We start from the raw sequence: 23,211 nt of genomic DNA, 5'->3' as shown, positions 1-23,211 counted from the left end.
ATCCTCATCGCATCCCAACCGAAACTTTACCTGATTTTGGCAGTCAAATCGGCTATCACAAAACAAGGATATGGTAATTCAGTGAAGAAAATCATTTGTCTGGTCATTACGCTGCTAATGACACTCCCCGCTTACGCGAAGTTAACTGCCCACGAAGAAGCCCGCATCAACGCCATGCTGGAGGGATTAGCACAGAAAAAGGATTTGATATTTGTGCGCAACGGTGATGAACATACTTGTGATGAAGCAGTTTCACATCTGAAGTTGAAGCTCGGCAACACACGCAACCGCATTGATACCGCCGAGCAGTTTATTGATAGGGTGGCTTCGTCGTCATCGATTACCGGTAAGCCGTATATCGTGAAGATGCCCGGTAAGAGCGATGAAAATGCGCAACCTTTTTTACATGCACTGATTGCGCAGACGGATAAAACGGTGCCTGCGGAAGGAAATTAATCCGCTTTGGTAAGGCATTTACAGGAGGTAACATGAAAAAATGCTTTATTTATCACGATGAAAAATCGAATAAATTTTGGTGGATAGATTACGAAGGGGATAGTTTAGCGGTCAACTATGGCAAGGTAGGTAGTATTGGTAAATTCCAGACAAAAGAGTTCGATAATGAAGAACAGTGTCTGAAAGAAGCCAGTAAATTGATTGCCGCAAAAATGAAGAAAGGCTATCAAGAAGATCCAAACTTTAACTTCATGGATCGCTGCTATTTTGATGATGAAGAGATTGGGTTACATCTTAAAAACGTCACACCCAAACTTCCAGTGCCATTTTACTGATCCACTTTATATGTCTTGCTGGGATGAAGAATCTCCTTTTGGTAGCGATGAAGGTGCTGATGCTCTAAACGAACTTGAAAATAGCCTCCGTAAAAAGCCGGATCTGGACTGTGCTGATTTCCCTCAAATGTTAATTGAAACTGTGTGGGGTATGAAATACATCGCTATGGACAGTATTCTTGAAGAGGATGTTCGTGCGCAATTACTAGCCGATGAAATGAGCACTATCCAGAGCAATATGATTACCTACGCGACTGCATTCGGTCAGATCAAAGTCATGGGTAAAATCTCCCATAAACTTAAAAAGATGGGACTCAATGCACTAGAGCGTCATCAGCTTACCGCAAAAATTCTTCAATGGGGTGACGGTCAGGACTCACCAATACTTCAAAAAATGATTGATGACCTTACTGCTTTTCCTCACGAAAATTAAATACTGCATTTGTCGGCAGTAACAACCGCCGACAAATCAGATTATTGACAAAGAGCGCTTTGTTTATACCGGATGCGGCGTAAACGGCTTATCCGGTATAAAAAATGTTGCTAATTCAATATATTGCAGAAACCTTGTAGGCCTGATAAGCGGAGCGCATCAGGCAGTTTTGCGTTTGTCATCAGTCTCCAATGCTATTAATCCTTAAATCCCCGCCCCCTGGCTAAAGTGCTCTTCCCCGAATACCCCGGTAGAAAGGTAGCGATCGCCACGATCGCAGATGATCGCTACCACCACCGCACCGGGGTTAGCTTTTGCCACCCGCAGTGCTCCGGCAACCGCGCCGCCGGAGCTGACGCCACAGAATATTCCTTCCCGCACTGCCAGTTCGCGCATGGTGTTTTCTGCATCGCGCTGATGAATATCCAGCACCTCATCCACCAGCGAAGCGTTGAAAATCCCCGGCAGATATTCCGCAGGCCAGCGGCGGATGCCGGGAATGCTGCTGCCCTCTTCCGGTTGCAGGCCAACAATCGTCACAGTACTGGATTGCTCGCGCATAAACCGTGACACGCCGGTAATGGTGCCGGTCGTCCCCATGCTGGAGACAAAATGAGTGATGCGCCCGCCGGTTTGCTGCCAGATTTCCGGCCCGGTGGTGGTGTAATGCGCATAAGGGTTATCGGGATTATTGAACTGATCGAGCAGCTTGCCTTCACCACGATTCGCCATTTCAAGCGCCAGATCGCGCGCCCCTTCCATACCCTGTTCTTTGGTAACCAGAATCAGTTCCGCGCCGTAAGCACGCATCGCCGCACGGCGTTCCTGGCTCATGTTGTCCGGCATCAGCAATTTCATGCGATAGCCTTTTAGCGCGGCAATCATCGCCAGCGCAATGCCAGTGTTACCACTGGTGGCTTCGATTAACACATCACCCGGTTTAATTTCCCCGCGCTTTTCCGCCTCGGCGATCATCGATAGCGCCGCACGATCTTTCACCGAGCCTGCCGGGTTATTGCCTTCCAGTTTCAACCAGACTTCACTGCCGTTATTCGGCCCCATTCGCTGCAACTTCACCAGAGGCGTATTGCCAATTGTTTGTTCTAATGTACTCACGATCTCTGTCCATACGTGGTGTTGCCTGATGCGACGCTTGCGCGTCTTATCAGGCCTACAGGTTACAAACCTTGCCATTAAAAAGCCCGGATCGCGGGAAGCGCCTCCGGGCGTTTAACATTCACTCAACCTATCAGGCGCTTTGTGCGAGAGCAAGTTCCTCATCGCGGGTTTCAATACGCTCGTCACCGTTATACAGCCGCGCATGTTGCAGCCCGACGAACAAACGATCGCCGCGCACTGGCGCATCATCGCCACGCATTACCACGGTGAGCGGATCTTCATACCACCCCAGCGGCTGCACAACTAATTGGGTGTAGTGGCCTTTCGGGCTGGCTTCCAGCACCTGGACCGGCAGTGGCGATTCAAGGCTGGTGCGGCGGCTGATATCCACTTCCCACGGGCGCAGGAAGAGATCCACCGGCCCCTGATACGCAGGTGTATACCCCAGCGGCCAGCGATGTGCGCCAACGTGGAACTGCCCGCCGCGAATGGTTCCCTGCAGGCGGTTTACTTCGCCCATAAATTCGAGCACAAAACGGGTCGCCGGTTCGCGCCAGACCTGATCCGGTTCATCGGCCTGTTCGATATTGCCCTGACTCATCACCACCACGCGGTTGGCGACTTCCATCGCTTCTTCCTGGTCGTGGGTCACGAACACGCTGGTGAATTTCAGTTCTTCATGCAGTTGACGCAGCCAGCGACGCAGTTCTTTACGCACCTGCGCATCCAGCGCGCCAAACGGTTCATCGAGCAGCAGAATTTGCGGTTCCACGGCAAGCGCACGCGCCAGCGCCACGCGCTGTTTCTGCCCGCCGGAAAGCTGCGCCGGATAACGATCCGCCAGATGGGCAAGCTGCACCATCTCCAGCAATTTTGTCACTTTCGCTTTGATGGCTGCGGCATTCGGGCGCTCGCGACGCGGCAGCACCGTCAGGCCAAAAGCGATATTGTCGAACACCGTCATATGGCGGAACAACGCGTAATGCTGGAACACGAACCCCACTTTACGGTCCCGCGCGTGCAGACGGCTGACGTCGGTGCCATGGAAGCGAATATGCCCACTGGTTTGATGCTCCAGCCCGGCAATAATGCGCAGCAGCGTGGTTTTCCCGGAACCAGACGGCCCCAGCAACGCGACCATCTGACCTGAAGGAATATCCAGTGAGATATCGTTCAGCACCTGGGTGCGACCAAAAGACTTCTTAATATTGGAAATCTCAATGCTCATGATGTTCCTCCTGCTGCGCGCGTTTTTCCTGATTCTCCAGGCGCCACTGCAACATACTCTTTAAAAACAGGGTGATAATCGCCATCAGCGTCAACAGCGCAGCAGCGGTAAAGGAGCCGACGGTGTTGTAGTCCTGCTCCAACAATTCAATCTGTAACGGCAGCGAAAGTGTTTCGCCGCGAATCGAGCCGGAAACCACCGACACTGCGCCAAACTCGCCAATCGCGCGGGCGTTGGTCAGCACCACGCCATAAAGCAGCGCCCAGCGAATATTCGGCAATGTGACGCGACGGAACATCTGCCAGCCAGACGCGCCAAGCAAAATCGCCGCTTCGTCTTCCTGGCTGCCCTGGCTTAACATCACCGGCACCAACTCGCGCACCACAAACGGGCAGGTGACGAAGATAGTGACCAGCACCATTCCCGGCCAGGAGAACATAATTTGCAGATTATGTTCATCCAGCCAGCCGCCCAGCGGGCCGTTAGAGCCGTAGAACAGCAGATACACCAGGCCTGCGACCACCGGAGAGACGGCAAACGGGATATCCAGCAGCGTCAGCAGCAACTGACGCCCAGGAAAATCAAAACGTGTCACCAGCCAGGCCAGCAGGATGCCGAACACCAGGTTCACCGGCACGGCAATCAGCGCAATCATCACCGTTAGCCAGATGGCGTGCAGCATGTCTGGATCGGCCAGATTCTGTAAAACCGGCATCAACCCTTTGCTGAATGCCTGTACGAAGATGTAAATCATCGGCACCAGCAGGATGAACGCCGAAACCAGCATCCCGATGCCAATCAGAAACCATTTGCCCCAGTTAATCGGGCGCGCGTCATAACGCTTCAACTGTGTCACTTCCGCCATTAATGACCTACCACACGCCGACCAAAGCGACTTTGCAGAGTGTTAATTGAGAACAGCAGCAGCAGGGATGCCGCGAGGATCACCGAGGCAATCGCGCTCGCCGCCGGGTAATCAAACTCCTGTAAGCGAACGAAAATCATCAGCGACGTCACTTCTGTTTTCCAGGCGATGTTCCCGGCGATAAATATCACCGCGCCAAACTCACCAAGACTACGGGTAAACGACAGCGCCACGCCTGCCACCAGCGCCGGAGAAAGTTCCGGCAGCACCACTTTGCAGAAACTCTGCCAGCGCGTTGCGCCGAGCGTTTCCGCCGCTTCTTCATATTCCGGGCCTAACTCTTCCAGCACCGGCTGCACGGTACGCACCACAAACGGAATGCTGGTAAAGGCCATCGCCACCGCAATCCCAAGCCAGGTGTAGGTGACTTTGATATCAAATTTCGCCAGCCACTCGCCGTAAAAACCGTTTACGGAAAAGAGCGAGGCCAGCGTCAGACCAGCGACCGCCGTTGGCAGCGCAAACGGCAAATCCATCAGCGCATCCAGCAGCGTGCGGCCAGGGAAGCGATAACGGGTTAAGATCCACGCCATCAGCAGACCGAAAACGCCGTTAAAAATCGATGCGACAAACGCCGACAGCAGCGTCACTTTGTAGGCCGCGACCACCTGCGGATTGGTGATCACCTCCCAGTACTGCACCCAGCTCATCTCAGAAAGCTGCATCACCAGCGCGGAGAGCGGCAGTAGCAATATCAGGCACACAAACAGCAGACTGGTGCCAAGGCTTAAGGTAAAGCCCGGCAGCACGCGTCTTGAAGAAACTGCAAACATTACTTACGCCCCGCCGCTAACAGCTTGTCTAACTCGCCGCCGCTGGTGAAGTGGGTTTTCATCACTTCCGGCCAGGAGCCAAATTTGTCTTCCACGCGGAACAATTCGGTCTGCGGGAATTTATCTTTCAGTTTGTCCATGACTTCCGGGTTATTCACGCGGTAGTAATAGTCGGTGATGATGGTTTGCGCCTGCGGGCTGTAGAGCCAGTTCAGGTAGGCTTTGGCGGCTTTTTCCGTACCGTTGGCCTGCACGTTCTTATCGACCCACGCCACCGGGAATTCCGCCAGAATGTTGGTTTTCGGAATCACCACTTCGAAGCCCTGCGCTTCATACTGTTTACGGATATTGTTCACTTCCGATTCAAAGCTAATCAGCACATCGCCCAGGCCACGCTCGGCAAAAGTGGTGGTCGCGCCACGACCGCCGGTATCGAACACTTCAACGTTTTTTCAGGAACTGAGTCATAAACTGTTCGGTTTTGGCTTTATCGCCACCGTCGGCTTTATCCGCTGCACCCCACGCGGCTAAATAGGTGTAACGCGCGTTACCGGAGGTTTTCGGGTTCGGGAAAATCAGCTTCACGTCGGAGCGCACCAGATCGTTCCAGTCGTGGATATTCTTCGGGTTACCCTTACGCACCAGGAAGCCCATGGTGGAGTAGAACGGCGAGCTATTATTCGGCAGGCGCGACTGCCAGTCCGCCGGGATCAGCTTGCCTTTATCGTGCAGGATTTGTACGTCAGTCACCTGGTTATAAGTGACAACGTCGGCTTTTAAGCCCTGCAAAATTGCCAGCGCCTGTTTTGATGACCCGGCATGAGATTGTTTTATCGTCAGTTTGTCGCCGCCGTTATCTTTGGCCCATTGCTGTTCAAACGGCGGGTTCAGGGCGGCAAACAGCTCGCGGGAGACGTCATAAGAACTGTTCAGCAGTTCCGTTGCCTGTACATGGCCCGCCAGCAGCAGAGAAGCGACCAGCGCGAGTGAGTTCTTTTTCAGTAAGTTAACGGCCATTGCGCACCCTTATAAATTTAATGACTTTCTAATAGCCATCATATTTATAACGGACGTGAAAGGAGTAACGGTTTTATATACCGTTTGGTGATTTGGAAGTTGAAAAGGGAATAAGAACCGGGTTCAAAACGAAATCCTCCCCACACATGCAGGGAGGAAACAGAGGTGAATCAGATACCGACGCTAACCGTCTCCGGCAACGTGCTGCCGCCATCGATCACATTCTGTGTACCGGTTAAATAGCTGGATTCATCGGATGCGAGGAAGGCCGCGAGTTCGCCGACTTCCAGCGGATCGGCGAGGCGACGCATCGGGATTGCTTTTGCCATTTCAGTCAGCACCGATTCTGGATCTTCCGGGTTCGACTGGCGGGCAATGCTTTCCGCCATTGGCGTGCGGACGTATCCCGGGCAGATGGCGTTAACGCGAATACCAGACTGCGCGTACTCCACCGCCAGCGATTTAGTCAGGCCAACAATCGCCGCTTTCGTTAAGGCATACGCCGTTTCGCCAGGATCGGCCACCATATCGCCAGTGACCGAAGACATCATCACAATGCGGCCATCTTTGCGGGCAATCATCTCCGGCAGCACCGCCTTTGTGACGTTCCATACGCCTTTAATATTGATATCAATATGGAAATCGCGATCGTCATCGTTCATATCGAGGAAACTGCCCAGACGACAAACGCCTGCGTTATTCACCAGGATATCAATGCGCCCTTCTTTTTCCTTCGCGCGCTTGATAGCAGCGGCTACCGACGCCGGGTCACGCACATCGGCGACAACCGCCGTACAGCGATGACCACGACCACACAGTTCGTCCGCCAGCTTTTCGATCTCAGGGGAGATATCCAGCAAGATTAGGTTCGCGCCATGACGTGCAAAAGTTCTGGCAATTCCTTCGCCAATTCCCTGCAATGCGCCTGTAATCAGTGCTGTCTTGCCCGTGAGTTTACCCATTTCAAGTTTCTCCTTTTGAATACAGAGCATTACGCTCTATTGTCCTTACCATACCTGAATGACAGATCAATGCTGAGTAGTGGATCTAAATTCAGGAAAATCTTAAGTAAAATCTTCCATAACCACAACGCTGTCATTGTACACATTCACTGCTGTACATAATCAGGCAGGGAGATATGATTCACTCCAGATGAAATTATTCGAAGGCAAATATTTAAGGTGATTGTATATGCAACTTGAAAAGATGATTACCGAAGGCTCGAATGCCGCCTCGGCTGAAATTGACCGCGTTTCGACGCTGGAAATGTGCCGGATTATCAACGATGAAGATAAAACCGTACCACTCGCCGTTGAGCGCGTACTGCCGGATATTGCAGCGGCGATCGATGTTATTCACGCCCAGGTGAGCGGCGGCGGCCGTCTGATTTACATCGGTGCGGGGACCTCTGGTCGTCTGGGTATTCTTGATGCCAGTGAATGTCCGCCGACCTACGGCGTGAAACCGGGCCTGGTAGTTGGTTTGATTGCTGGCGGCGAATATGCCATTCAGCACGCGGTGGAAGGCGCGGAAGATAGCCGGGAAGGCGGCGTTAACGATCTGAAAAATATTAATTTAACGGCACAGGATGTGGTGGTCGGTATTGCCGCCAGCGGTCGTACGCCGTATGTGATTGCCGGACTGGAATACGCCCGCCAGCTCGGTTGCCGCACAGTGGGAATTTCCTGTAATCCGGGGAGCGCCGTTTCAACTACCGCAGAGTTTGCCATTACGCCAGTCGTCGGGGCTGAAGTGGTTACCGGTTCTTCGCGAATGAAAGCAGGCACGGCGCAGAAACTGGTGCTCAACATGCTCTCCACCGGGCTGATGATTAAGTCAGGCAAAGTATTCGGTAACCTGATGGTTGATGTGGTCGCCACCAATGAAAAACTGCATGTACGCCAGGTCAATATCGTCAAAAACGCCACCGGATGTAGCGCTGAGCAAGCGGAAGCGGCATTGGTTGCCTGCGACCGCCACTGTAAAACGGCTATTGTGATGGTGCTGAAAAATCTCGATGCCGCAGAAGCTAAAAAAACGCCTGGATCAACACGGCGGCTTTATTCGCAAAGCTCTGGAAAAGGAATAACCCATGGCTAAAGAGATCAGCAGTGAACTTCTGAACACCATTCTTACCCGGGTCGGCGGCCCGGGAAACATCGCCAGCTGTGGTAACTGTATGACGCGTCTGCGTCTGGGTGTACATGACAGTTCACTGGTTGATCCCGATATCAAAACCCTGGAAGGCGTAAAGGGCGTCATTTTGACCAGCGATCAGGTGCAGGTGGTTTTTGGGCCAGGCAAAGCGCATCGTGCCGCAAAAGCCATGAGCGAGTTGCTGGGCGAAGCACCGATACAGGATGCCGCGGAAATCGCAGCCCTGAATAAACGCCAGTTAAAAGCCAGACAAACTTCCGGCGTGCAACAATTTCTCGCCAAATTCGCCACCATCTTTACGCCGCTGATCCCCGGTTTTATTGCTGCGGGTCTGTTGCTGGGGATAGCGACGCTAATCGCCACGGTGATGCACGTTCCGGCAGATGCTCAGGGAACGCTGCCCGACGCGCTGAATTTTATGAAGGTGTTCAGCAAAGGCTTGTTCACCTTCCTGGTAATTCTGGTGGGCTATAACGCGGCCCAGGCGTTCGGCGGCACGGGCGTCAATGGCGCAATTATCGCCGCGCTCTTTTTGCTCGGTTATAACCCTGCTGCCACCACTGGTTACTACGCCGGATTTCACGATTTCTTCGGTCTGCCCATCGATCCGCGCGGCAATATTATCGGCGTGTTGATTGCCGCCTGGGCCTGCGCCCGCATTGAAGGCATGGTGCGCCGCTTTATGCCGGACGATCTCGACATGCTGCTGACCTCGTTAATCACTCTGTTGATCACCGCTACGCTTGCGTACCTGATCATTATGCCGCTGGGCGGCTGGCTGTTTGAAGGCATGTCGTGGTTGTTTATGCACCTGAACAGTAATCCGCTCGGTTGTGCGGTTTTAGCCGGGCTGTTCCTGATCGCCGTGGTGTTTGGCGTGCATCAGGGCTTCATTCCTGTTTATCTGGCTTTAATGGACAGTCAGGGGTTCAACAGCTTATTTCCCATCCTTTCGATGGCGGGCGCGGGCCAGGTGGGCGCGGCGTTGGCGCTCTACTGGCGGGCGCAACCGCATAGCGCATTACGCAGTCAGGTACGCGGGGCGATTATTCCCGGCCTGCTGGGCGTTGGTGAACCGCTGATTTACGGTGTCACCCTGCCCCGCATGAAACCGTTTGTTACCGCCTGTTTAGGCGGCGCGGCGGGCGGTTTGTTTATCGGGCTGATAGCCTGGTGGGGTCTGCCAATGGGCTTAAACAGCGCTTTCGGGCCGTCTGGCCTGGTAGCGCTGCCGCTGATGACTTCCGCTCAAGGTATCCTTCCGGCAATGGCGGTATATGCTGGCGGGATTCTGGTGGCATGGGTTAGTGGGTTTATTTTCACCACGTTCTTTGGCTGCCGTAACGTCAATCTGGACTGATTATGAAACGGACAATGCTCTATCTTTCTCTGCTGGCTGTCAGCTGTAGCGTCAGCGCCGCAAAATACCCTGTTCTGACAGAAAGTTCGCCAGAGAAAGCAGGGTTCAATGTCGAACGGCTTAACCAGATGTATCGCTGGATTAACCAGCAAGTTGATGCCGGTTATCCCGGCGTAAACCTACTGATTATTAAAGATAATCAGATTGTGTATCGCAAAGCCTGGGGGATGGCGAAAAAGTACGATGGCAGCGTGTTGATGGCGCAGCCTGTAAAAGCCACCACCGAGACGCTGTATGACCTGGCCTCAAATACCAAAATGTACGCCACTAACTTCGCTCTGCAAAAGCTGATGAGCGAAGGCAAACTGCATCCCGACGATCTGATTGCGAAATATATTCCAGGGTTTGCCGACAGTCCAAATGACACCATCAAAGGCAAAAACACGCTGCGGATTTCTGATCTGCTGCATCACAGCGGCGGTTTCCCGGCGGACCCACAATATCCGAATAAAGCGGTCGCGGGCGCGTTATATTCCCAGGATAAAGGCCAGACGCTGGAGATGATCAAGCGCACGCCGCTAGAGTATCAGCCCGGCAGCAAGCATATTTACAGTGATGTCGATTATATGTTGCTTGGATTTATCGTCGAGTCAGTTACTGGCCAGCCGCTTGACCGCTATGTTGAAGAGTCGATTTATCGCCCGCTCGGCCTGACACATACGGTATTTAACCCGCTGCTGAAAGGCTTTAAACCGCTGCAAATTGCCGCGACGGAACTGAACGGCAATACCCGCGATGGCGTGATCCACTTTCCGAATATCCGCACCTCCACTCTCTGGGGTCAGGTGCACGATGAAAAAGCGTTCTATTCGATGGGCGGCGTTTCCGGACACGCAGGCTTGTTTTCCAATACCGGCGATATTGCGGTGTTAATGCAAACGATGCTGAACGGCGGTGGCTATGGCGATGTGAAGCTGTTCAGTGCGGAAACGGTGAAGATGTTCACCACCAGCTCAAAGGAAGACGCCACTTTTGGCCTTGGCTGGCGCGTGAATGGTAATGCCACCATGACGCCGACGTTTGGCACGCTGGCAAGCCCGCAAACCTACGGTCACACTGGCTGGACAGGGACGGTAACCGTTATCGATCCGGTCAATCATATGGCGATTGTGATGTTAAGCAACAAGCCCCATTCGCCAGTTGTCGATCCACAAAAAAATCCCAATATGTTCGAAAGCGGTCAGTTACCGATTGCAACTTATGGTTGGGTAGTTGATCAGGTGTATGCGGCGTTGAAGCAAAAGTAATAAAAAGGCCAGTCAGTTGTGTTACTGGCTGACCTGCGACTGCTGACAAACGCAAAACTGCCTGATGCGCTACGCTTATCAGGCCTACGCGGCCCCTGCAATGTATTGAATTCGCACGATTTGTAGGCCGGATAAGACGTTTACGTCGCATCCGGCGTGTACAACGCGCACTTTATCAACAATCTGAAGCCAGTCAGTAATGCTATTGGCTGGCCTTTAATCATCGAATCAGAAACGCTTACAGCGCCATCAGCTTGTCCAGCGACGGCGCGAAGTAATAGCCGCCGGTTACCGGTTTGGTGAAACGCAACATCGCATCACGCTTACCATCGGTATCACCAAACATGCTCAGCAATTGCTGCTCAATGTTATGCAGACGCGCACAGTAGGCGCAGAAGTACAGACCGTGAGTGCCACTGGCGGTGCCGTACGGCAGGCTCTGGCGAACAATCTTCAGTCCTTTGCCATCTTCTTTCAGATCAACACGGGTCAGGTGAGAGGTTTCCGGACGTTCGTCGCCATCAATCTCTTCGTTGGCTTCTTTGGTACGGCCGATCATCATTTCCTGATCGTGAACGCTCATACGGTTGAGTTGCTTCAGGTTGTGCTCCCAACGCTGCACAAACACATAGCTGCCGCCTGCATCCACGCCGTCTTTGATAACCGCCACTTCGCGACGCGTCTCTTCACCCGCCGGGTTTTCTGTGCCGTCAACAAAGCCGCTCAGGTCACGCTCTTCAACCCAACGGAAGCCGTGGATCTCTTCTTTCACTTCAATGCAGTCACCAAAGGCTTCCATCGCCGCCTGGGCGACAGAAAAGTTTACATCATGACGCAGAGAAAGAATGTGGATTAACACATCGAACTGAGTGGTCGGCGCAAGACCTTTGCCGTAGCCCGGAAAATCTTTCAGCTCTTCGGCACCAACGCCGCCGCTCAGAGCACGCCAGGTGTTGTTACCAAAGGCAACGACTGCACCAAGATGTGCGTCCGGGAATTTCGCTTCAAAAGTCGCCAGTTTATCGGCAAATGTTTTACTGGCCGCACGCAGGGCATCAACTTCCCCTTTTACGTTGGCTTCGATCCAAATCGCCGCGCGGCAATGTTCTGGCAAAATGCCACTCTGAACCTGAGACATTGTTCCTCCTGAAAATAATAATGCCACGCAATCCGTGGCATTGTTGGGCGCTATTTTACGTGTTTTTTGTGATTAGCGGTTTGCTCAGACGCAAATTAACGTCGCCAGATAATTTTACTGACTTTCCAGTTTTTCAAGGTATCGTCCGAAGGCATTAACCCTTCAGGACCACTCCATTCACCGCTGAACTGGTAGCTAATATGTTGACTGCCTTCAGCTTTACATTCGACAGCACGATCATCACCATCTGCTTTTTGGCAATTGCCAAATGCTTTGCTGTAAAGGTCGCTAAACGGTGTACCGATTTTAACACCGGTGTCCGCAGGAATATCACTATCTGAAACGTCAATGCGGCTGATTGTACCTTGATCACCATTGATGACCATCGCCACGCTGTCGCCTTTCATCACTTCAAAAAAGCGCACTACATTACCGTTAGCGGTTTTCATTCCGCTGCGCAGGCGATAATCACCATCAAGCGCATCGGCAATAGCTTGTTCTTGTAATGGTGTGGACGCCGTTAATTCACCCACGCCCTGCTCGCTCACTTTGGTGGACGACCCAAACCAGTTCCACGGATTCGCGGCAGACCAGTTAACTGACGACATCGTGGAACAGCCGGTCAGCATCAACGGCATAGCGCATAACATTAAACGCAGCGATTTCATCTCACTTCCTTTGGTTATTCAATAACGTTGCTTGGAGTGCAAATTTGCAAAAAAAGTGCCGTTATTCTTTCTCAACCACAAAACAAGCGCGTAAACGTCGATTGGTCAGCAGCCAGATTAACGCCACAATATCCGCCACTACCAGCGCCAGACTGATTCCGCTAACCGATTCGCCGTTCAGCCACAGCCACGGTTGCCAGCAAAGTAAAACAACTTGCGCCAACAGCAACAGAAAATAGAGCCCATGCCAGATACGGGGAAACGTAACCCGCCGACCACTCAGCAAAAACGCCAGCACTGCTGGAATGCCGGGAATTAACCCCAGCCAGAAATTATCGTGATCGGGATAAAACAGATTCAGCAGCGCAGTACCCTGCTCACGCGACGCACCGGCAATCACAAACAGCCCCCAGGTTCGCGCCTGAAGCAGTAGCACAAGCCAGAAGAGAAAAGGTAAACGCAGGCGTCCGTGCGCATCATAATGGACAGGATGAAACTCAGTACTCTTCATCTTCAATCAAACGCTTACCCAGACTCAGCACATCAGCGTGTTCATATCCCAGGCGTTCGTACATTCCGAGCACCATGTCGTTGTCTTCCGGCACGTTGATCTGAATTTTCGGGCAACCGCGGGCAATGAGCTTTTTCTCCAGCCGATTAAGCAACGCGTTAGCAATGCCGCGCCCGCGAAACTCCGGATGCACGCCAAGATAATAAGCAGACCCACGATGCCCGTCATAACCGCCCATCACCGTTCCCACCACTTCACCATTCACTTCCGCGACCAGGAACAAACTGACGTCATGGTTCATCTTGCGTTCGATGTCCATTTCCGGATCGTTCCACGGACGCAGCAAGTCGCAACGCTCCCAAAGGGTGATGACCTCTTCGAAATCTTCCTGGCGAAATACGCGTATCTCCATGGTATGAGTTACCTTTTTGGGGGTTAAAAGGGTGATTATGGCGTGAACGACCGAATTAGCCAATATCTGACGAAAATCGGTTGAAAAAAGTGGCATAATGACGCGTTGTCATTTATTGAAATGAAAAGTAAAACAATTCTCACCAGCAAACCGTCGTAACGGATTACGCGATACGATATAACATCTGGAACTTCATTATTACAACTCAGGCCGTATGAGCACTTTTAAACCACTAAAAACACTCACTTCGCGCCGCCAGGTGCTGAAAGCCGGATTGGCTGCCCTGACGTTGTCAGGAATGTCACAAGCCATCGCCAAAGAAGAACCTTTAAAAACCAGCAACGGACACACTAAGCCGAAAGCCAAAAAAGCCGGGGGCAAGCGGATAGTCGTTCTCGATCCAGGCCACGGCGGGATTGATACCGGGGCAATTGGCCGCAACGGGTCAAAAGAAAAACACGTGGTGCTGGCGATTGCCAAAAACGTCCGTTCAATTTTGCGCAATCATGGCATTGATGCGCGGCTGACGCGTTCTGGCGATACCTTTATTCCACTGTACGATCGCGTTGAAATCGCCCATAAACATGGCGCAGACCTGTTTATGTCAATTCACGCCGACGGCTTTACCAACCCGAAAGCTGCCGGTGCATCGGTCTTTGCCCTCTCTAACCGTGGCGCAAGTAGCGCGATGGCAAAATATTTGTCCGAACGCGAAAACCGTGCTGATGAAGTTGCCGGGAAAAAGGCGACCGACAGGGATCACCTATTGCAACAAGTGCTGTTTGATCTGGTGCAAACAGATACCATTAAAAATAGTCTGACGCTCGGTTCGCATATTCTGAAGAAGATTAAGCCGGTGCATAAACTGCACAGCCGCAACACCGAACAAGCGGCATTTGTGGTGTTGAAATCACCGTCGGTTCCTTCGGTGCTGGTGGAAACTTCGTTTATCACCAACCCGGAAGAAGAACGGCTATTAGGCACGGCGGCGTTTCGTCAGAAAATCGCCACAGCGATTGCTGAAGGCGTGATCAGTTATTTCCACTGGTTTGATAACCAGAAAGCACACTCGAAAAAGCGGTAAGTTATGAAACCCGACGCACACCTGGTTAGACAGTTCCTCCTCGACCTTCAGGATACAATTTGCCAGCAACTGGCCGCCGTAGATGGCGCAGAGTTTGTCGAAGATAGCTGGCAACGTGAAGCTGGTGGCGGCGGACGTAGTCGGGTGTTGCGTAATGGTGGTGTTTTCGAACAGGCGGGCGTCAACTTTTCTCACGTCCACGGCAACGCGATGCCCGCTTCCGCGACCGCTCATCGCCCGGAACTTGCCGGGCGCAGTTTCGAGGCGATGGGCGTATCGCTGGTAGTGCATCCGCATAATCCGTACATTCCCACCAGCCACGCGAATGTGCGGTTTTTTATTGCCGAAAAACCGGGTGCCGATCCCGTCTGGTGGTTTGGCGGCGGCTTCGACTTAACCCCATTCTATGGTTTTGAAGAAGACGCCATTCACTGGCATCGCACCGCCCGTGACCTGTGCCTGCCATTTGGTGAAGACGTTTATCCCCGTTACAAAAAGTGGTGCGACGAATACTTCTACCTCAAACATCGCAACGAACAGCGCGGTATTGGCGGGCTGTTCTTTGATGATCTGAACACGCCAGATTTCGACCACTGTTTTGCCTTTATGCAGGCGGTAGGCAAAGGCTACACCGACGCTTATTTACCGATTGTTGAACGGCGTAAAGCAATGGAATACGGCGAACGCGAGCGCAATTTCCAGTTGTACCGCCGCGGGCGCTATGTCGAGTTCAACCTGGTATGGGATCGCGGGACGCTGTTTGGCTTACAAACCGGCGGGCGCACCGAGTCTATTTTGATGTCGATGCCGCCACTGGTACGCTGGGAGTACGATTATCAGCCAGAAGCAGGCAGCCCGGAAGCGGCGTTGAGTGAGTTTATTAAGGTCAGGGATTGGGTGTAACTCCCTCATCCCAACTCCTGCATCCCAACTCCTGCATCCGCTGATGCAGCGTCAGTGACGGCTTCTCGGCAAACAGTTGCTGATAATCCGTGGCAAATTGCCCCAGATGCCAGAATCCCCACTGCATGGCGGCGTCTTTTACCGTCATACTTTGCGACCACGGGCTTATCAGTTCGCGGCGTACGGCATTCAGGCGAATGCGTTTCAGCCACGCGTTCGGGCCAATGCCTAAAATAGCGTGAAACGCGTTTTGTAGCGTGCGGCGGCTGACATGCAGTTGATTACATAAGTCCAGAACCGTCACCGGCTCAGACATATTTTCCAGCACATATTCACGGGCGCGGGAAAGCAAACGTCGGTAACTCTGATGACTGATGCTTTCCGCCGTCATCATTGGCTGCGCTTCTTCCAGCATCGCCCCCATCGCCATCAGCAAATTATCCCCCAGCACTTTACGCACCGCAGGCTGATGAAGATTCTCCGGGTTCTCGCAAAATGTCGCCAACGCCTGTTGGACAAAGCCCCACAGCGCGGCTTTATGCTGCTCTTTCACTTCCAGCGCCGACTGGTTACGTAACATATGCAGCACCCTTTCCGGGTTATGCAAAAAGTTAGCCTGCCGGGTAATGACATCTTCAGAAAGCACTACGCCAAGGATCGTATAATCATCCGGTGTACTCAGTTCAAACTCGGTGCCGCCAGGGCGCGTGGCAATTTCCGCGCTTCCCAGGCATTGTGAGCCGATAAATCCCTGTTCGCCGCGTGTCGCCGGCATACCAAACCAGAAAGAGTTCGGCCAGACCAGGCACGACTGACGCAGTGCCAGACCGGTGTATTCACGGAAAACCTGAATATCATCAAGCAGAATTTCCGTAAATTCACCATGAAACTTGCCCGGATGCAGCTGATCGTAAATCTGCTGCCAGGCGGTAATCGTCAAAGCATGTTCATAGACATCCGTTGTCTGTCGTTGATGAACATTATCCACTTCGACCTTCGGCGTAAGCTTCAGGTTTTCGGATAAGGGGTCATGATAAAGATGGTGCAAATTAGCTGTACGGGGCTTTTTCATGATGTTAATGCCGGGTGTTATATGACACCCGGCACCTCCGACAGATTAATGGGGCTTGAGACGATAACGACTACTGCGTTTACGTAACGTCCCGGCAGAAAAGAGCTGTTCGAGCGCATTTCTGGCTTTTTCCAGCGGCCAGCCAAAGTGGGCTGCCACTTCTCCTGCCGTCATTCCCTGACGTACTGATGTTAACAGCGCCAACAACTCGTCAGCAGATTCCGCAACGATAGCTGGCACGCAGGGTTCCTTTACAGCTTGCTTCGGCTGGCGGTTAAAGCCAGTAACCAGCCACTGGGTGTCATCGTCTGGCCGACCGATCTCCTTGCGGCTAATGACGCGCCCGGTACGCATCGCAGCAGCACAACCTGCATCCAGCGCCGCACGACACGCCGCCAGATCGCCTTCCACCACCAGCGTCAACCTACCAGGGTCAAGTACTTCATGACTGAGCAGGCGCACGTTGGCCGCTTTCAGCATCGCATCCGCCGCATCGATTGCGGCGACCATGCCGTCCACTTCCAGCAATCCCAGTGCATTGATCATCGGCAACCTCCGTTACGCACGCTGGATTGGATTCCGCGCGATTTCCAGCACTGCATCGGTAAAGGCATTACAGGCCGCTTTACACGCCGCCTGGCTTCCCGTTAAGAATGCGGCGGAATAGTTGGTTTCTGACGGCGGCGGGACATAAGTCACCAGCTGTACGTCGGCAGATTTTAACGCTGCATCAATGCCATAAGTCGCTTCCAGCGGCGGCGCCACGAGATACGCCATCGGATCGCCAAGCGTAATACCCGCAGTGGAAGAGAGATAAGAACCAGTACGCGAAACTACATGTGCCAGGAATGCCGTATCTTGCGCGTCATTAGCCCACTGGAAAGCAGCGCCATTTTCAATATGCGCAACCATCGCATCCAGACCTGCACGCACTTCCGCCGGGTTTGGCCCGCCCAGCATAATCAGCACTTCACCGGCAGTCGGTGACGGGCCGTGTGCTGCTCCCGCATACAGCGAGCGGCCATACACCACTTCCACCATCGCCTGTTTGGTCGCTTCGTCAGCCGCAATGTAGGTGACGTCATCGGAGTCGGCAGAAATCAGCCCGAGGCTACGAATATGCGGCGGCAATTTCAGCTCACGCGCAAAATCGGCGTTAACGGAGGCAATCACCCGCATGGCGGTGACCGACGGTCGAATCAAATCTAAAGCTGGCATGATGCCTCCTTATCGGGTCATGTTGATGCCGGATGCTTTCTGCTCCAGCATACGTTTCGCCAAATCCACAATAACTGCTGCGGCTTCAACTGGCGGCGTGCCGCCCTGGTGAATGTTAGAGATACAGGTGCGATCGGCCTCAACGGTGGTCGCCATACGCGGTGAGTAGACGGCGTAGCAGGAAAGACTTTCTGACTGTCCTAACCCCGGGCGTTCGCCCACCAGCAGGATCACCACTTTCGCGCCGAGGATCTCACCGATCTGATCTTCAATTTTCACGCGACCGTAACGCACAAAGAACGGCGTGCCGACTTTCAGCCCGGCCTGTTTCAGGCCCGCCATCAGCGGCGGCAGGATCTCTTCGTAGTTCACGGTGATGGCATCAGTTGACAGGCCATCAGAAATAACGACCTGTACGTCCGGACTGGCGACACACTGTGCTTTCAGCGCTTCAACAGCTTCTGCACACAGGCGGCGGCCCATATCCGGGCGAGTCAGGTAGAGATTTTGTCGCTAATTTCAGAGCGCACTTCCAGCAAGCCCTGGGCTTTCACCCACTCTTCCGGCACTTCTTTCAGTACGGTATCTTTCGAACGAGAGTGATCGGCCAGGAAACGCAGCAACGCCTGGGTACGCGGACGCGGACCAGCACGACCGGTACAAACGCGGGCCACGGTGCTGCGACGCAGTTCTGTTAACACATCCGCACGATGTGGGTTTTCAACACCAATCCACGCTTTTGCTTCCGCAGAACCTAAATCCAGCGCGCAGCTTTCCGAGGTCACCGGTGCCGCACAGGTGGTAGTGGCGCACTTTGCTTCTGACGGCGCGGGGGCCGTTTGTCCCATTGACGCCATCACGCTGCGTACAATTTCTTCAATCTGTTTTTGATCCATGATGTGTTATCTCCGCGTCATCAGAAGAACAGTGACGGATCGCCCGCCCGTTTGGTCAGGCGACCGTTTGCCATAATGCCCATGCTTTCCAGCCAGCGTTCAAACTCCGGTGACGGGCGCAGATTCAGTAACTGACGCACAGTGGCAGTGTCGTGGAATGCGGTGGTCTGATAGTTGAGCATGATGTCATCGCCCAGCGGCATCCCCATGATGTAGTTGCAGCCTGCGGTGGCGAGCAGGATCATCAGGTTTTCGTTGAGGTTCTGGTCAGCGTCAGCGTGGTTGGTGTAGCAGCAGTCACAGCCCATAGAGATGCCGCTCAGCTTGCCCATAAAGTGATCTTCTAAGCCCGCACGGATAATCTGGCGGTCGTTGTAGAGATACTCCGGCCCAATAAAGCCGACCACGGTGTTGACGATAAACGGATCGTAATGACGCGCCAGCCCATAGTTACGCGCTTCCATCGTCACCTGGTCTGCGCCGAAGTTAGCGCCAGCGGACAGCGCCGAACCTTGCCCGGTTTCGAAGTAGAGGCAGTTTTCCCCGGCGATACGGTTGAACTCCGCGCCCACTGCGCGCGCTTCGTCGAGCATCGCAAGTTCCACGCCAAACTCTTTCAGCCCTTTTTCGCTGCCGCAAATACTCTGGAAGATCAGCCCGCCCGGCGCGCCGCGACGAATTGCTTCAATCTGGGTGGTGACGTGCGCCAGCACGCAGCCCTGGGTCGGAATGTTGTATTTGTCGATCACGCCATAGATGGTATCCAACACGCGGCTTAAGTTTTCCACGTCGTCCGTTACCGGGTTGACGCCAATCACCGCATCGCCCACCCCGAAGGAAAGCCCTTCGTAGATTTGCGCGGCGATACTTTGCACGTCGTCACGGGTATCGTTCGGCTGCAAACGGGCGCTAAAGGTGCCAGGAATACCGATGGTGGTATTGGCCTTTTTGATAACCGGCATTTTCTTCGCGCCGTAGATCAGATCCGCGTTGGAGCAAATCTTCGCTACCGCCGCCACCACTTCCGAGGTCAGCCCTTTGCGGGTAAAGGCAATGTCATCAACGCTGGTTTCGTCGCTCAGCACATACTCACGCAGCTCGCTGATGCTCCAGTTTTTAATCTGGTTGTAGGCCGTTTCGTTGACGTCGTCCTGAATCAGCCGCGTGACGCAGTCATCTTCATAGGCAATCACCGGATTATTGCGGATGTCCGCTACGGTCATTTCCGACAACACCTGCTTTGCCGCCACGCGCTCCTGTGAGCTTGCCGCTGCAACGCCCGCCAGCACATCCCCCGAACGCAGTTCGTTGGCTTTAGCCAGCACCTCTTTTACATCCTTAAACTGATATACATTGCCGAACAATGTGGTCTTTAGTTTCATAAGTCGTTCCCTCAGGAAGGAAATGCGAGTGATTTCACCGTCACCGGCACAACCGATCCGCCAAAAAGAGGCGTACCAATGTCGATATAGTCCCCCGCGCGGACAATCACTTCGTCAATGACTGCCAACGGGAGTTGTTGTAGCTGTGGGCGCAACAACATGCCCAGAGCTTTACCAAAGTCCTGCCCGGCCACCACCAGCAGGGGATGCGGATTCGGAAAACGCGCGACGAAATCGACCAGCGCGTTGATGACCGTCAGTACCGCGGCGTAACGCACAGGCAGCGAGGCGGGAAGCGCCAGCACGTACGCGTCAGTTTTGGGATCAAGATCCAGCTGAATCAGCGCCTGTTGCCAGGCACTCACCAGATCCGTTTCATCAATTGGGATCGCCACCGGCAAATTACGCAGCGGCAGTTGTACGCCCTCCAGCCAGATTGTGCTGCCAGAGAGCGAAAGAGTATGTGCGCCCGCGCCAATCACCGTGGCGCGCACGGTTTGCGCCGGAAACTGCACGTTCATCTCACGCAGGCGCGGATGGTCATGCAGCGCCGTTGCCAGCAGCGGGCCAATATCGGCAAAACAGAACGGATCGGCGGGCTGGTGGCGATAACATTCGCCCACGCCGCCAGAAAGCGTAATGATTTCGGGCGTAACACCTGCGGGCAGTAAACCGGTTTGCATCAATGCCTGCGCGAGCGGCGAGAGCGTTCCGTCAATCACTTCGACAATCAGTTCCGCCATCCGCCGGGTAACCTGCACCAGCTGCGCGCCAGTCAGCGAACGGGCGTCAGTGCCTGCGCCGAAACACTCATCCACAATCATCTGCCCCGGTTTATGGGCGTAAACCACGCGTCCCTGGCTGTCGGTTTCCAGCAGGCGACCGCCAACGTTGAGGCAGGCAGTGCCGCTGATTTTTCCGGCATCGAACAGGGCGTAGTTCGCCGTGCCGCCGCCGATATCGATATTCAGTACCCGACACAGCCGTTGTTCAGAGAGGGTTTGCGCCCCGGCACCGTGACCGGCAATCACGGATTCGAGATGCGGTCCGGCGCTGGCGACCACAAAATCGCCCAGCGACTGGGAGAGCGTCATCACCGCCGGACGAGCATTGCGGGTTTTTGCACTTTCGCCGGTGATGATGATGGCCCCGGAATCAACGCTTTCCGGTGCAATGCCCGCGACCTGATATTGCTCTAAAATCAGCGTTTTCAGTTCCGCTTCTTTTAATCCGCCCTGTTTATCGACAGGGGTAAAGAACACCGGGCTTTGCCAGCTAATTTCGCGTTTGATGAATTCGTAGCGCGGCACCTGCGACACCGCCGCACGGTTAACCAGCTCCAGCCGGGAGAAGATCACCTGGGTGGTGGTGGTGCCGATATCGATACCGACGCTTAGTAGCTGGCGAGTGTTCACGATTGCGCCTCCACTTCGGCTTTAGCCGCAGTCGCGTCTTCTTTTGGTACCAGCATCATCGCCACGCCAATCGCCGTAACGCCGCCGATCAATTTGCCGACAATCATCGGGAAGATCATGGCGTTCATGTTGGCAGCGGCGAAGCCTAAGTGGTCGCCCAGGGCGAAAGCAGCGGAAACGGCGAAGGCGCAGTTGATGACTTTGCCGCGGGTATCCATCTGCTTCATCATGCCGAACATCGGGATGTTGTTAGCAAGCGTTGCCACCATGCCAGCTGCCGCGATATTGTTCATATTCAGCACTTTACCGACGCTCATCAGCGGTTTTTCAAACCAGCGGGTCAGCAACAGCACCATCGGATATGCCCCTAACAGCACGCAGGAGATAGAGCCGATAACTTCAATGGCGCGCATCACTTCACCGGGTTTATCACCAGGGGCCATAAAGATCGGATCAAGACCGGGGATCAGTTCCCAGCCAAGCAGGAATTTCACCACCGCGGCAGCAAGACCGAGGGTGATCAATGCGACGAGGAATTTGGCGAAGATCTGGAAGCCGTTGATCATTTTTTCCGGGATGAATTTCAGCCCCAGCGCCACCAGTACCGCGACGATAAGTACCGGGATCATGTTCATCAGGATCAGGGCGAAGGTGAATTCCACTGGCTGACCGTTGATTTGCACGCCGGAATACATAGCCACCAGACCACCAGCGATACAGCCAATTGGAATGGTCACAATGCCCGCCAGCACGCCGAGCGCCAGATAACGACGGTCAGAAGGTTCGATAATGCCGAGCGCCACCGGAATGGAAAACACAATCGTTGGCCCCATCATCGACCCGAGAATTAACCCAGAGTATAGCCACGCTGCCACATCACCGCCCGCCAGCTCTTTGGCGAGGAAGAAGCCGCCCATATCGCACGCCAGCAGCGTTCCGGCGAACATTGACGGGTTTGCGCCGAGCATTTCGTAAACCGGGATAATCACCGGCCCGAGTACGTGGGCCAGTACCGGTGCCAGCGCGGTCATACCGACCATCGCCAGGCCCAGTGCGCCCATTGCCATAAAACCTTCTTCGAACTGGCCGCCGGATCCTTCGATACTTTTACCGAACTTACCGAGGAAACGAGCAGAACCGCCGAACTGCGACAGGATCCTGTCTACGGCAGCTATCAGCATAAAGAACATCATGATGTACATGATGATTTCGTTAATTCCCATCGCCTTTACTCCCTGTTAGTTGTTATTTATTGGCGGATGCGGCGTAAACGCCTTATCCGGTCTACATGTGCAATCCTGTAGACCGGATAAGACGCGACAAGCGTCGCATCCGGCACTTGCACCGCGCCACTGGCGGATGCGGCGTGAACGCCTTATCCGCCCTACATGTGCAATCCCCC

20 protein-coding genes and 4 pseudogenes are annotated in these 23,211 nt (G+C 53.8%); 7 read left to right on the top strand and 17 right to left on the bottom strand.

All coding sequences use genetic code 11. The features are described from left to right. Nucleotides 1–81: 81 nt before the first annotated feature. Together CRI63_RS02680 and CRI63_RS02675 are read left to right on the top strand one after the other, a co-directional pair. A complete protein-coding gene (locus CRI63_RS02680) occupies nucleotides 82–456 on the top strand; it encodes a YfeK family protein (RefSeq protein WP_135518433.1) in 375 nt (124 codons plus the stop codon). Between the two features lie 32 nt (nucleotides 457–488). Continuing rightward, nucleotides 489–1,224, top strand: a pseudogene (locus CRI63_RS02675) (WGR domain-containing protein). A 204-nt stretch (nucleotides 1,225–1,428) separates the two neighbouring features. On the opposite strand, the gene cysM reads toward CRI63_RS02675, so the two are convergent. From cysM to ucpA, 6 genes and pseudogenes are all read right to left on the bottom strand, one after another. Continuing rightward, nucleotides 1,429–2,340 (bottom strand): cysteine synthase CysM, encoded by a 912-nt coding sequence (gene cysM, locus CRI63_RS02670; RefSeq protein ID WP_135518431.1) that lies wholly within the window; start codon nucleotides 2,338–2,340, stop codon nucleotides 1,429–1,431. A gap of 133 nt (nucleotides 2,341–2,473) precedes the next feature. Further along, a complete protein-coding gene (cysA, locus tag CRI63_RS02665; RefSeq protein ID WP_135518429.1) occupies nucleotides 2,474–3,571 on the bottom strand; it encodes a sulfate/thiosulfate ABC transporter ATP-binding protein CysA in 1,098 nt (365 codons plus the stop codon). Beyond that, the gene (gene cysW / locus CRI63_RS02660; protein WP_064526347.1) at nucleotides 3,561–4,436 is read right to left on the bottom strand and encodes a sulfate/thiosulfate ABC transporter permease CysW; all 876 of its coding nucleotides are present in this window, start codon (nucleotides 4,434–4,436) and stop codon (nucleotides 3,561–3,563) included. Before cysW ends, cysA begins: the two co-directional genes overlap by 11 nt. Beyond that, nucleotides 4,436–5,269: a sulfate/thiosulfate ABC transporter permease CysT gene (gene cysT, locus CRI63_RS02655; RefSeq protein WP_135518427.1), complete on the bottom strand. Its 834-nt coding sequence runs from the start codon at nucleotides 5,267–5,269 to the stop codon at nucleotides 4,436–4,438. Before cysT ends, cysW begins: the two co-directional genes overlap by 1 nt. After that, nucleotides 5,269–6,286, bottom strand: a pseudogene (gene cysP / locus CRI63_RS02650) (thiosulfate/sulfate ABC transporter substrate-binding protein CysP). Before cysP ends, cysT begins: the two are co-directional and overlap by 1 nt. A 170-nt stretch (nucleotides 6,287–6,456) precedes the next feature. Beyond that, nucleotides 6,457–7,248: an SDR family oxidoreductase UcpA gene (gene ucpA, locus CRI63_RS02645; RefSeq protein ID WP_135518425.1), complete on the bottom strand. Its 792-nt coding sequence runs from the start codon at nucleotides 7,246–7,248 to the stop codon at nucleotides 6,457–6,459. 229 nt (nucleotides 7,249–7,477) lie between these two features. Here ucpA and murQ point away from each other — a divergent pair. From murQ to pbp4b, 3 genes and pseudogenes are all read left to right on the top strand, one after another. After that, nucleotides 7,478–8,375: pseudogene (gene murQ / locus CRI63_RS02640) on the top strand (N-acetylmuramic acid 6-phosphate etherase). 3 nt (nucleotides 8,376–8,378) lie between these two features. After that, a complete protein-coding gene (gene murP, locus CRI63_RS02635; protein WP_135518423.1) occupies nucleotides 8,379–9,803 on the top strand; it encodes a PTS N-acetylmuramic acid transporter subunit IIBC in 1,425 nt (474 codons plus the stop codon). Between the two features lie 2 nt (nucleotides 9,804–9,805). Continuing rightward, entirely contained in the window at nucleotides 9,806–11,110 is a 1,305-nt protein-coding gene (gene pbp4b, locus CRI63_RS02630; protein WP_135518421.1) for a penicillin binding protein PBP4B, read from the top strand. A 238-nt stretch (nucleotides 11,111–11,348) separates the two neighbouring features. Here pbp4b and yfeX read toward each other — a convergent pair whose 3' ends face one another. From yfeX to CRI63_RS02610, 4 genes are all read right to left on the bottom strand, one after another. Then, nucleotides 11,349–12,248, bottom strand: a complete 900-nt coding sequence (gene yfeX, locus CRI63_RS02625; RefSeq protein ID WP_000084590.1) for a porphyrinogen peroxidase — start codon at nucleotides 12,246–12,248, stop codon at nucleotides 11,349–11,351. Between the two features lie 95 nt (nucleotides 12,249–12,343). Then, nucleotides 12,344–12,916 carry an RpoE-regulated lipoprotein gene (locus CRI63_RS02620; protein ID WP_130216836.1) on the bottom strand — a complete coding sequence of 191 codons (573 nt, stop codon included), beginning with the start codon at nucleotides 12,914–12,916 and terminating at the stop codon, nucleotides 12,344–12,346. A 61-nt stretch (nucleotides 12,917–12,977) separates the two neighbouring features. Further along, nucleotides 12,978–13,427 carry a DUF2919 domain-containing protein gene (locus CRI63_RS02615; RefSeq protein WP_135518419.1) on the bottom strand — a complete coding sequence of 150 codons (450 nt, stop codon included), beginning with the start codon at nucleotides 13,425–13,427 and terminating at the stop codon, nucleotides 12,978–12,980. Further along, on the bottom strand, nucleotides 13,414–13,839 hold the full coding sequence (locus tag CRI63_RS02610) for a GNAT family acetyltransferase (protein WP_000406000.1): 426 nt from the start codon (nucleotides 13,837–13,839) through the stop codon (nucleotides 13,414–13,416). Before CRI63_RS02610 ends, CRI63_RS02615 begins: the two co-directional genes overlap by 14 nt. A 214-nt stretch (nucleotides 13,840–14,053) precedes the next feature. Here CRI63_RS02610 and amiA point away from each other — a divergent pair, with 214 nt between their 5' ends. Beyond that, nucleotides 14,054–14,923, top strand: a complete 870-nt coding sequence (amiA, locus tag CRI63_RS02605) for an N-acetylmuramoyl-L-alanine amidase AmiA (protein ID WP_130207396.1) — start codon at nucleotides 14,054–14,056, stop codon at nucleotides 14,921–14,923. Between the two features lie 3 nt (nucleotides 14,924–14,926). Continuing rightward, nucleotides 14,927–15,826: an oxygen-dependent coproporphyrinogen oxidase gene (hemF, locus tag CRI63_RS02600; protein ID WP_135518417.1), complete on the top strand. Its 900-nt coding sequence runs from the start codon at nucleotides 14,927–14,929 to the stop codon at nucleotides 15,824–15,826. On the opposite strand, the gene eutR is transcribed toward hemF, so the two are convergent. The 7 genes and pseudogenes from eutR to eutH all read right to left on the bottom strand — a co-directional run bounded on the left by eutR (nucleotide 15,810) and on the right by eutH (nucleotide 23,032). Then, nucleotides 15,810–16,898 (bottom strand): HTH-type transcriptional regulator EutR, encoded by a 1,089-nt coding sequence (gene eutR, locus CRI63_RS02595; RefSeq protein WP_135518415.1) that lies wholly within the window; start codon nucleotides 16,896–16,898, stop codon nucleotides 15,810–15,812. The genes hemF and eutR overlap by 17 nt on opposite strands. 45 nt (nucleotides 16,899–16,943) lie before the next feature. Beyond that, on the bottom strand, nucleotides 16,944–17,444 hold the full coding sequence (eutK, locus tag CRI63_RS02590) for an ethanolamine utilization microcompartment protein EutK (RefSeq protein WP_130207402.1): 501 nt from the start codon (nucleotides 17,442–17,444) through the stop codon (nucleotides 16,944–16,946). Nucleotides 17,445–17,456: 12 nt separating this feature from the next. Continuing rightward, complete coding sequence (gene eutL, locus CRI63_RS02585) at nucleotides 17,457–18,116, bottom strand: ethanolamine utilization microcompartment protein EutL (protein ID WP_001111027.1); 660 nt, start codon at nucleotides 18,114–18,116, stop codon at nucleotides 17,457–17,459. Nucleotides 18,117–18,125: 9 nt separating this feature from the next. After that, nucleotides 18,126–19,012: pseudogene (gene eutC / locus CRI63_RS02580) on the bottom strand (ethanolamine ammonia-lyase subunit beta). 20 nt (nucleotides 19,013–19,032) lie between these two features. After that, nucleotides 19,033–20,394: an ethanolamine ammonia-lyase subunit alpha gene (gene eutB / locus CRI63_RS02575; RefSeq protein WP_000769975.1), complete on the bottom strand. Its 1,362-nt coding sequence runs from the start codon at nucleotides 20,392–20,394 to the stop codon at nucleotides 19,033–19,035. Between the two features lie 11 nt (nucleotides 20,395–20,405). Beyond that, complete coding sequence (gene eutA / locus CRI63_RS02570) at nucleotides 20,406–21,809, bottom strand: ethanolamine ammonia-lyase reactivating factor EutA (protein WP_135518413.1); 1,404 nt, start codon at nucleotides 21,807–21,809, stop codon at nucleotides 20,406–20,408. Beyond that, nucleotides 21,806–23,032, bottom strand: coding sequence for an ethanolamine utilization protein EutH (eutH, locus tag CRI63_RS02565; RefSeq protein WP_130260661.1), 1,227 nt, complete (start codon nucleotides 23,030–23,032; stop codon nucleotides 21,806–21,808). The genes eutA and eutH overlap by 4 nt, the downstream gene beginning before the upstream one ends. Nucleotides 23,033–23,211 lie beyond the last annotated feature (179 nt).

Source organism: Escherichia sp. E2661 (genome assembly GCF_004745185.1).
Classification (GTDB): domain Bacteria; phylum Pseudomonadota; class Gammaproteobacteria; order Enterobacterales; family Enterobacteriaceae; genus Escherichia.
The sequence above is the reverse complement of the archived record's forward strand: the minus strand, read 5'-3'. Positions and strand labels throughout refer to the sequence as shown.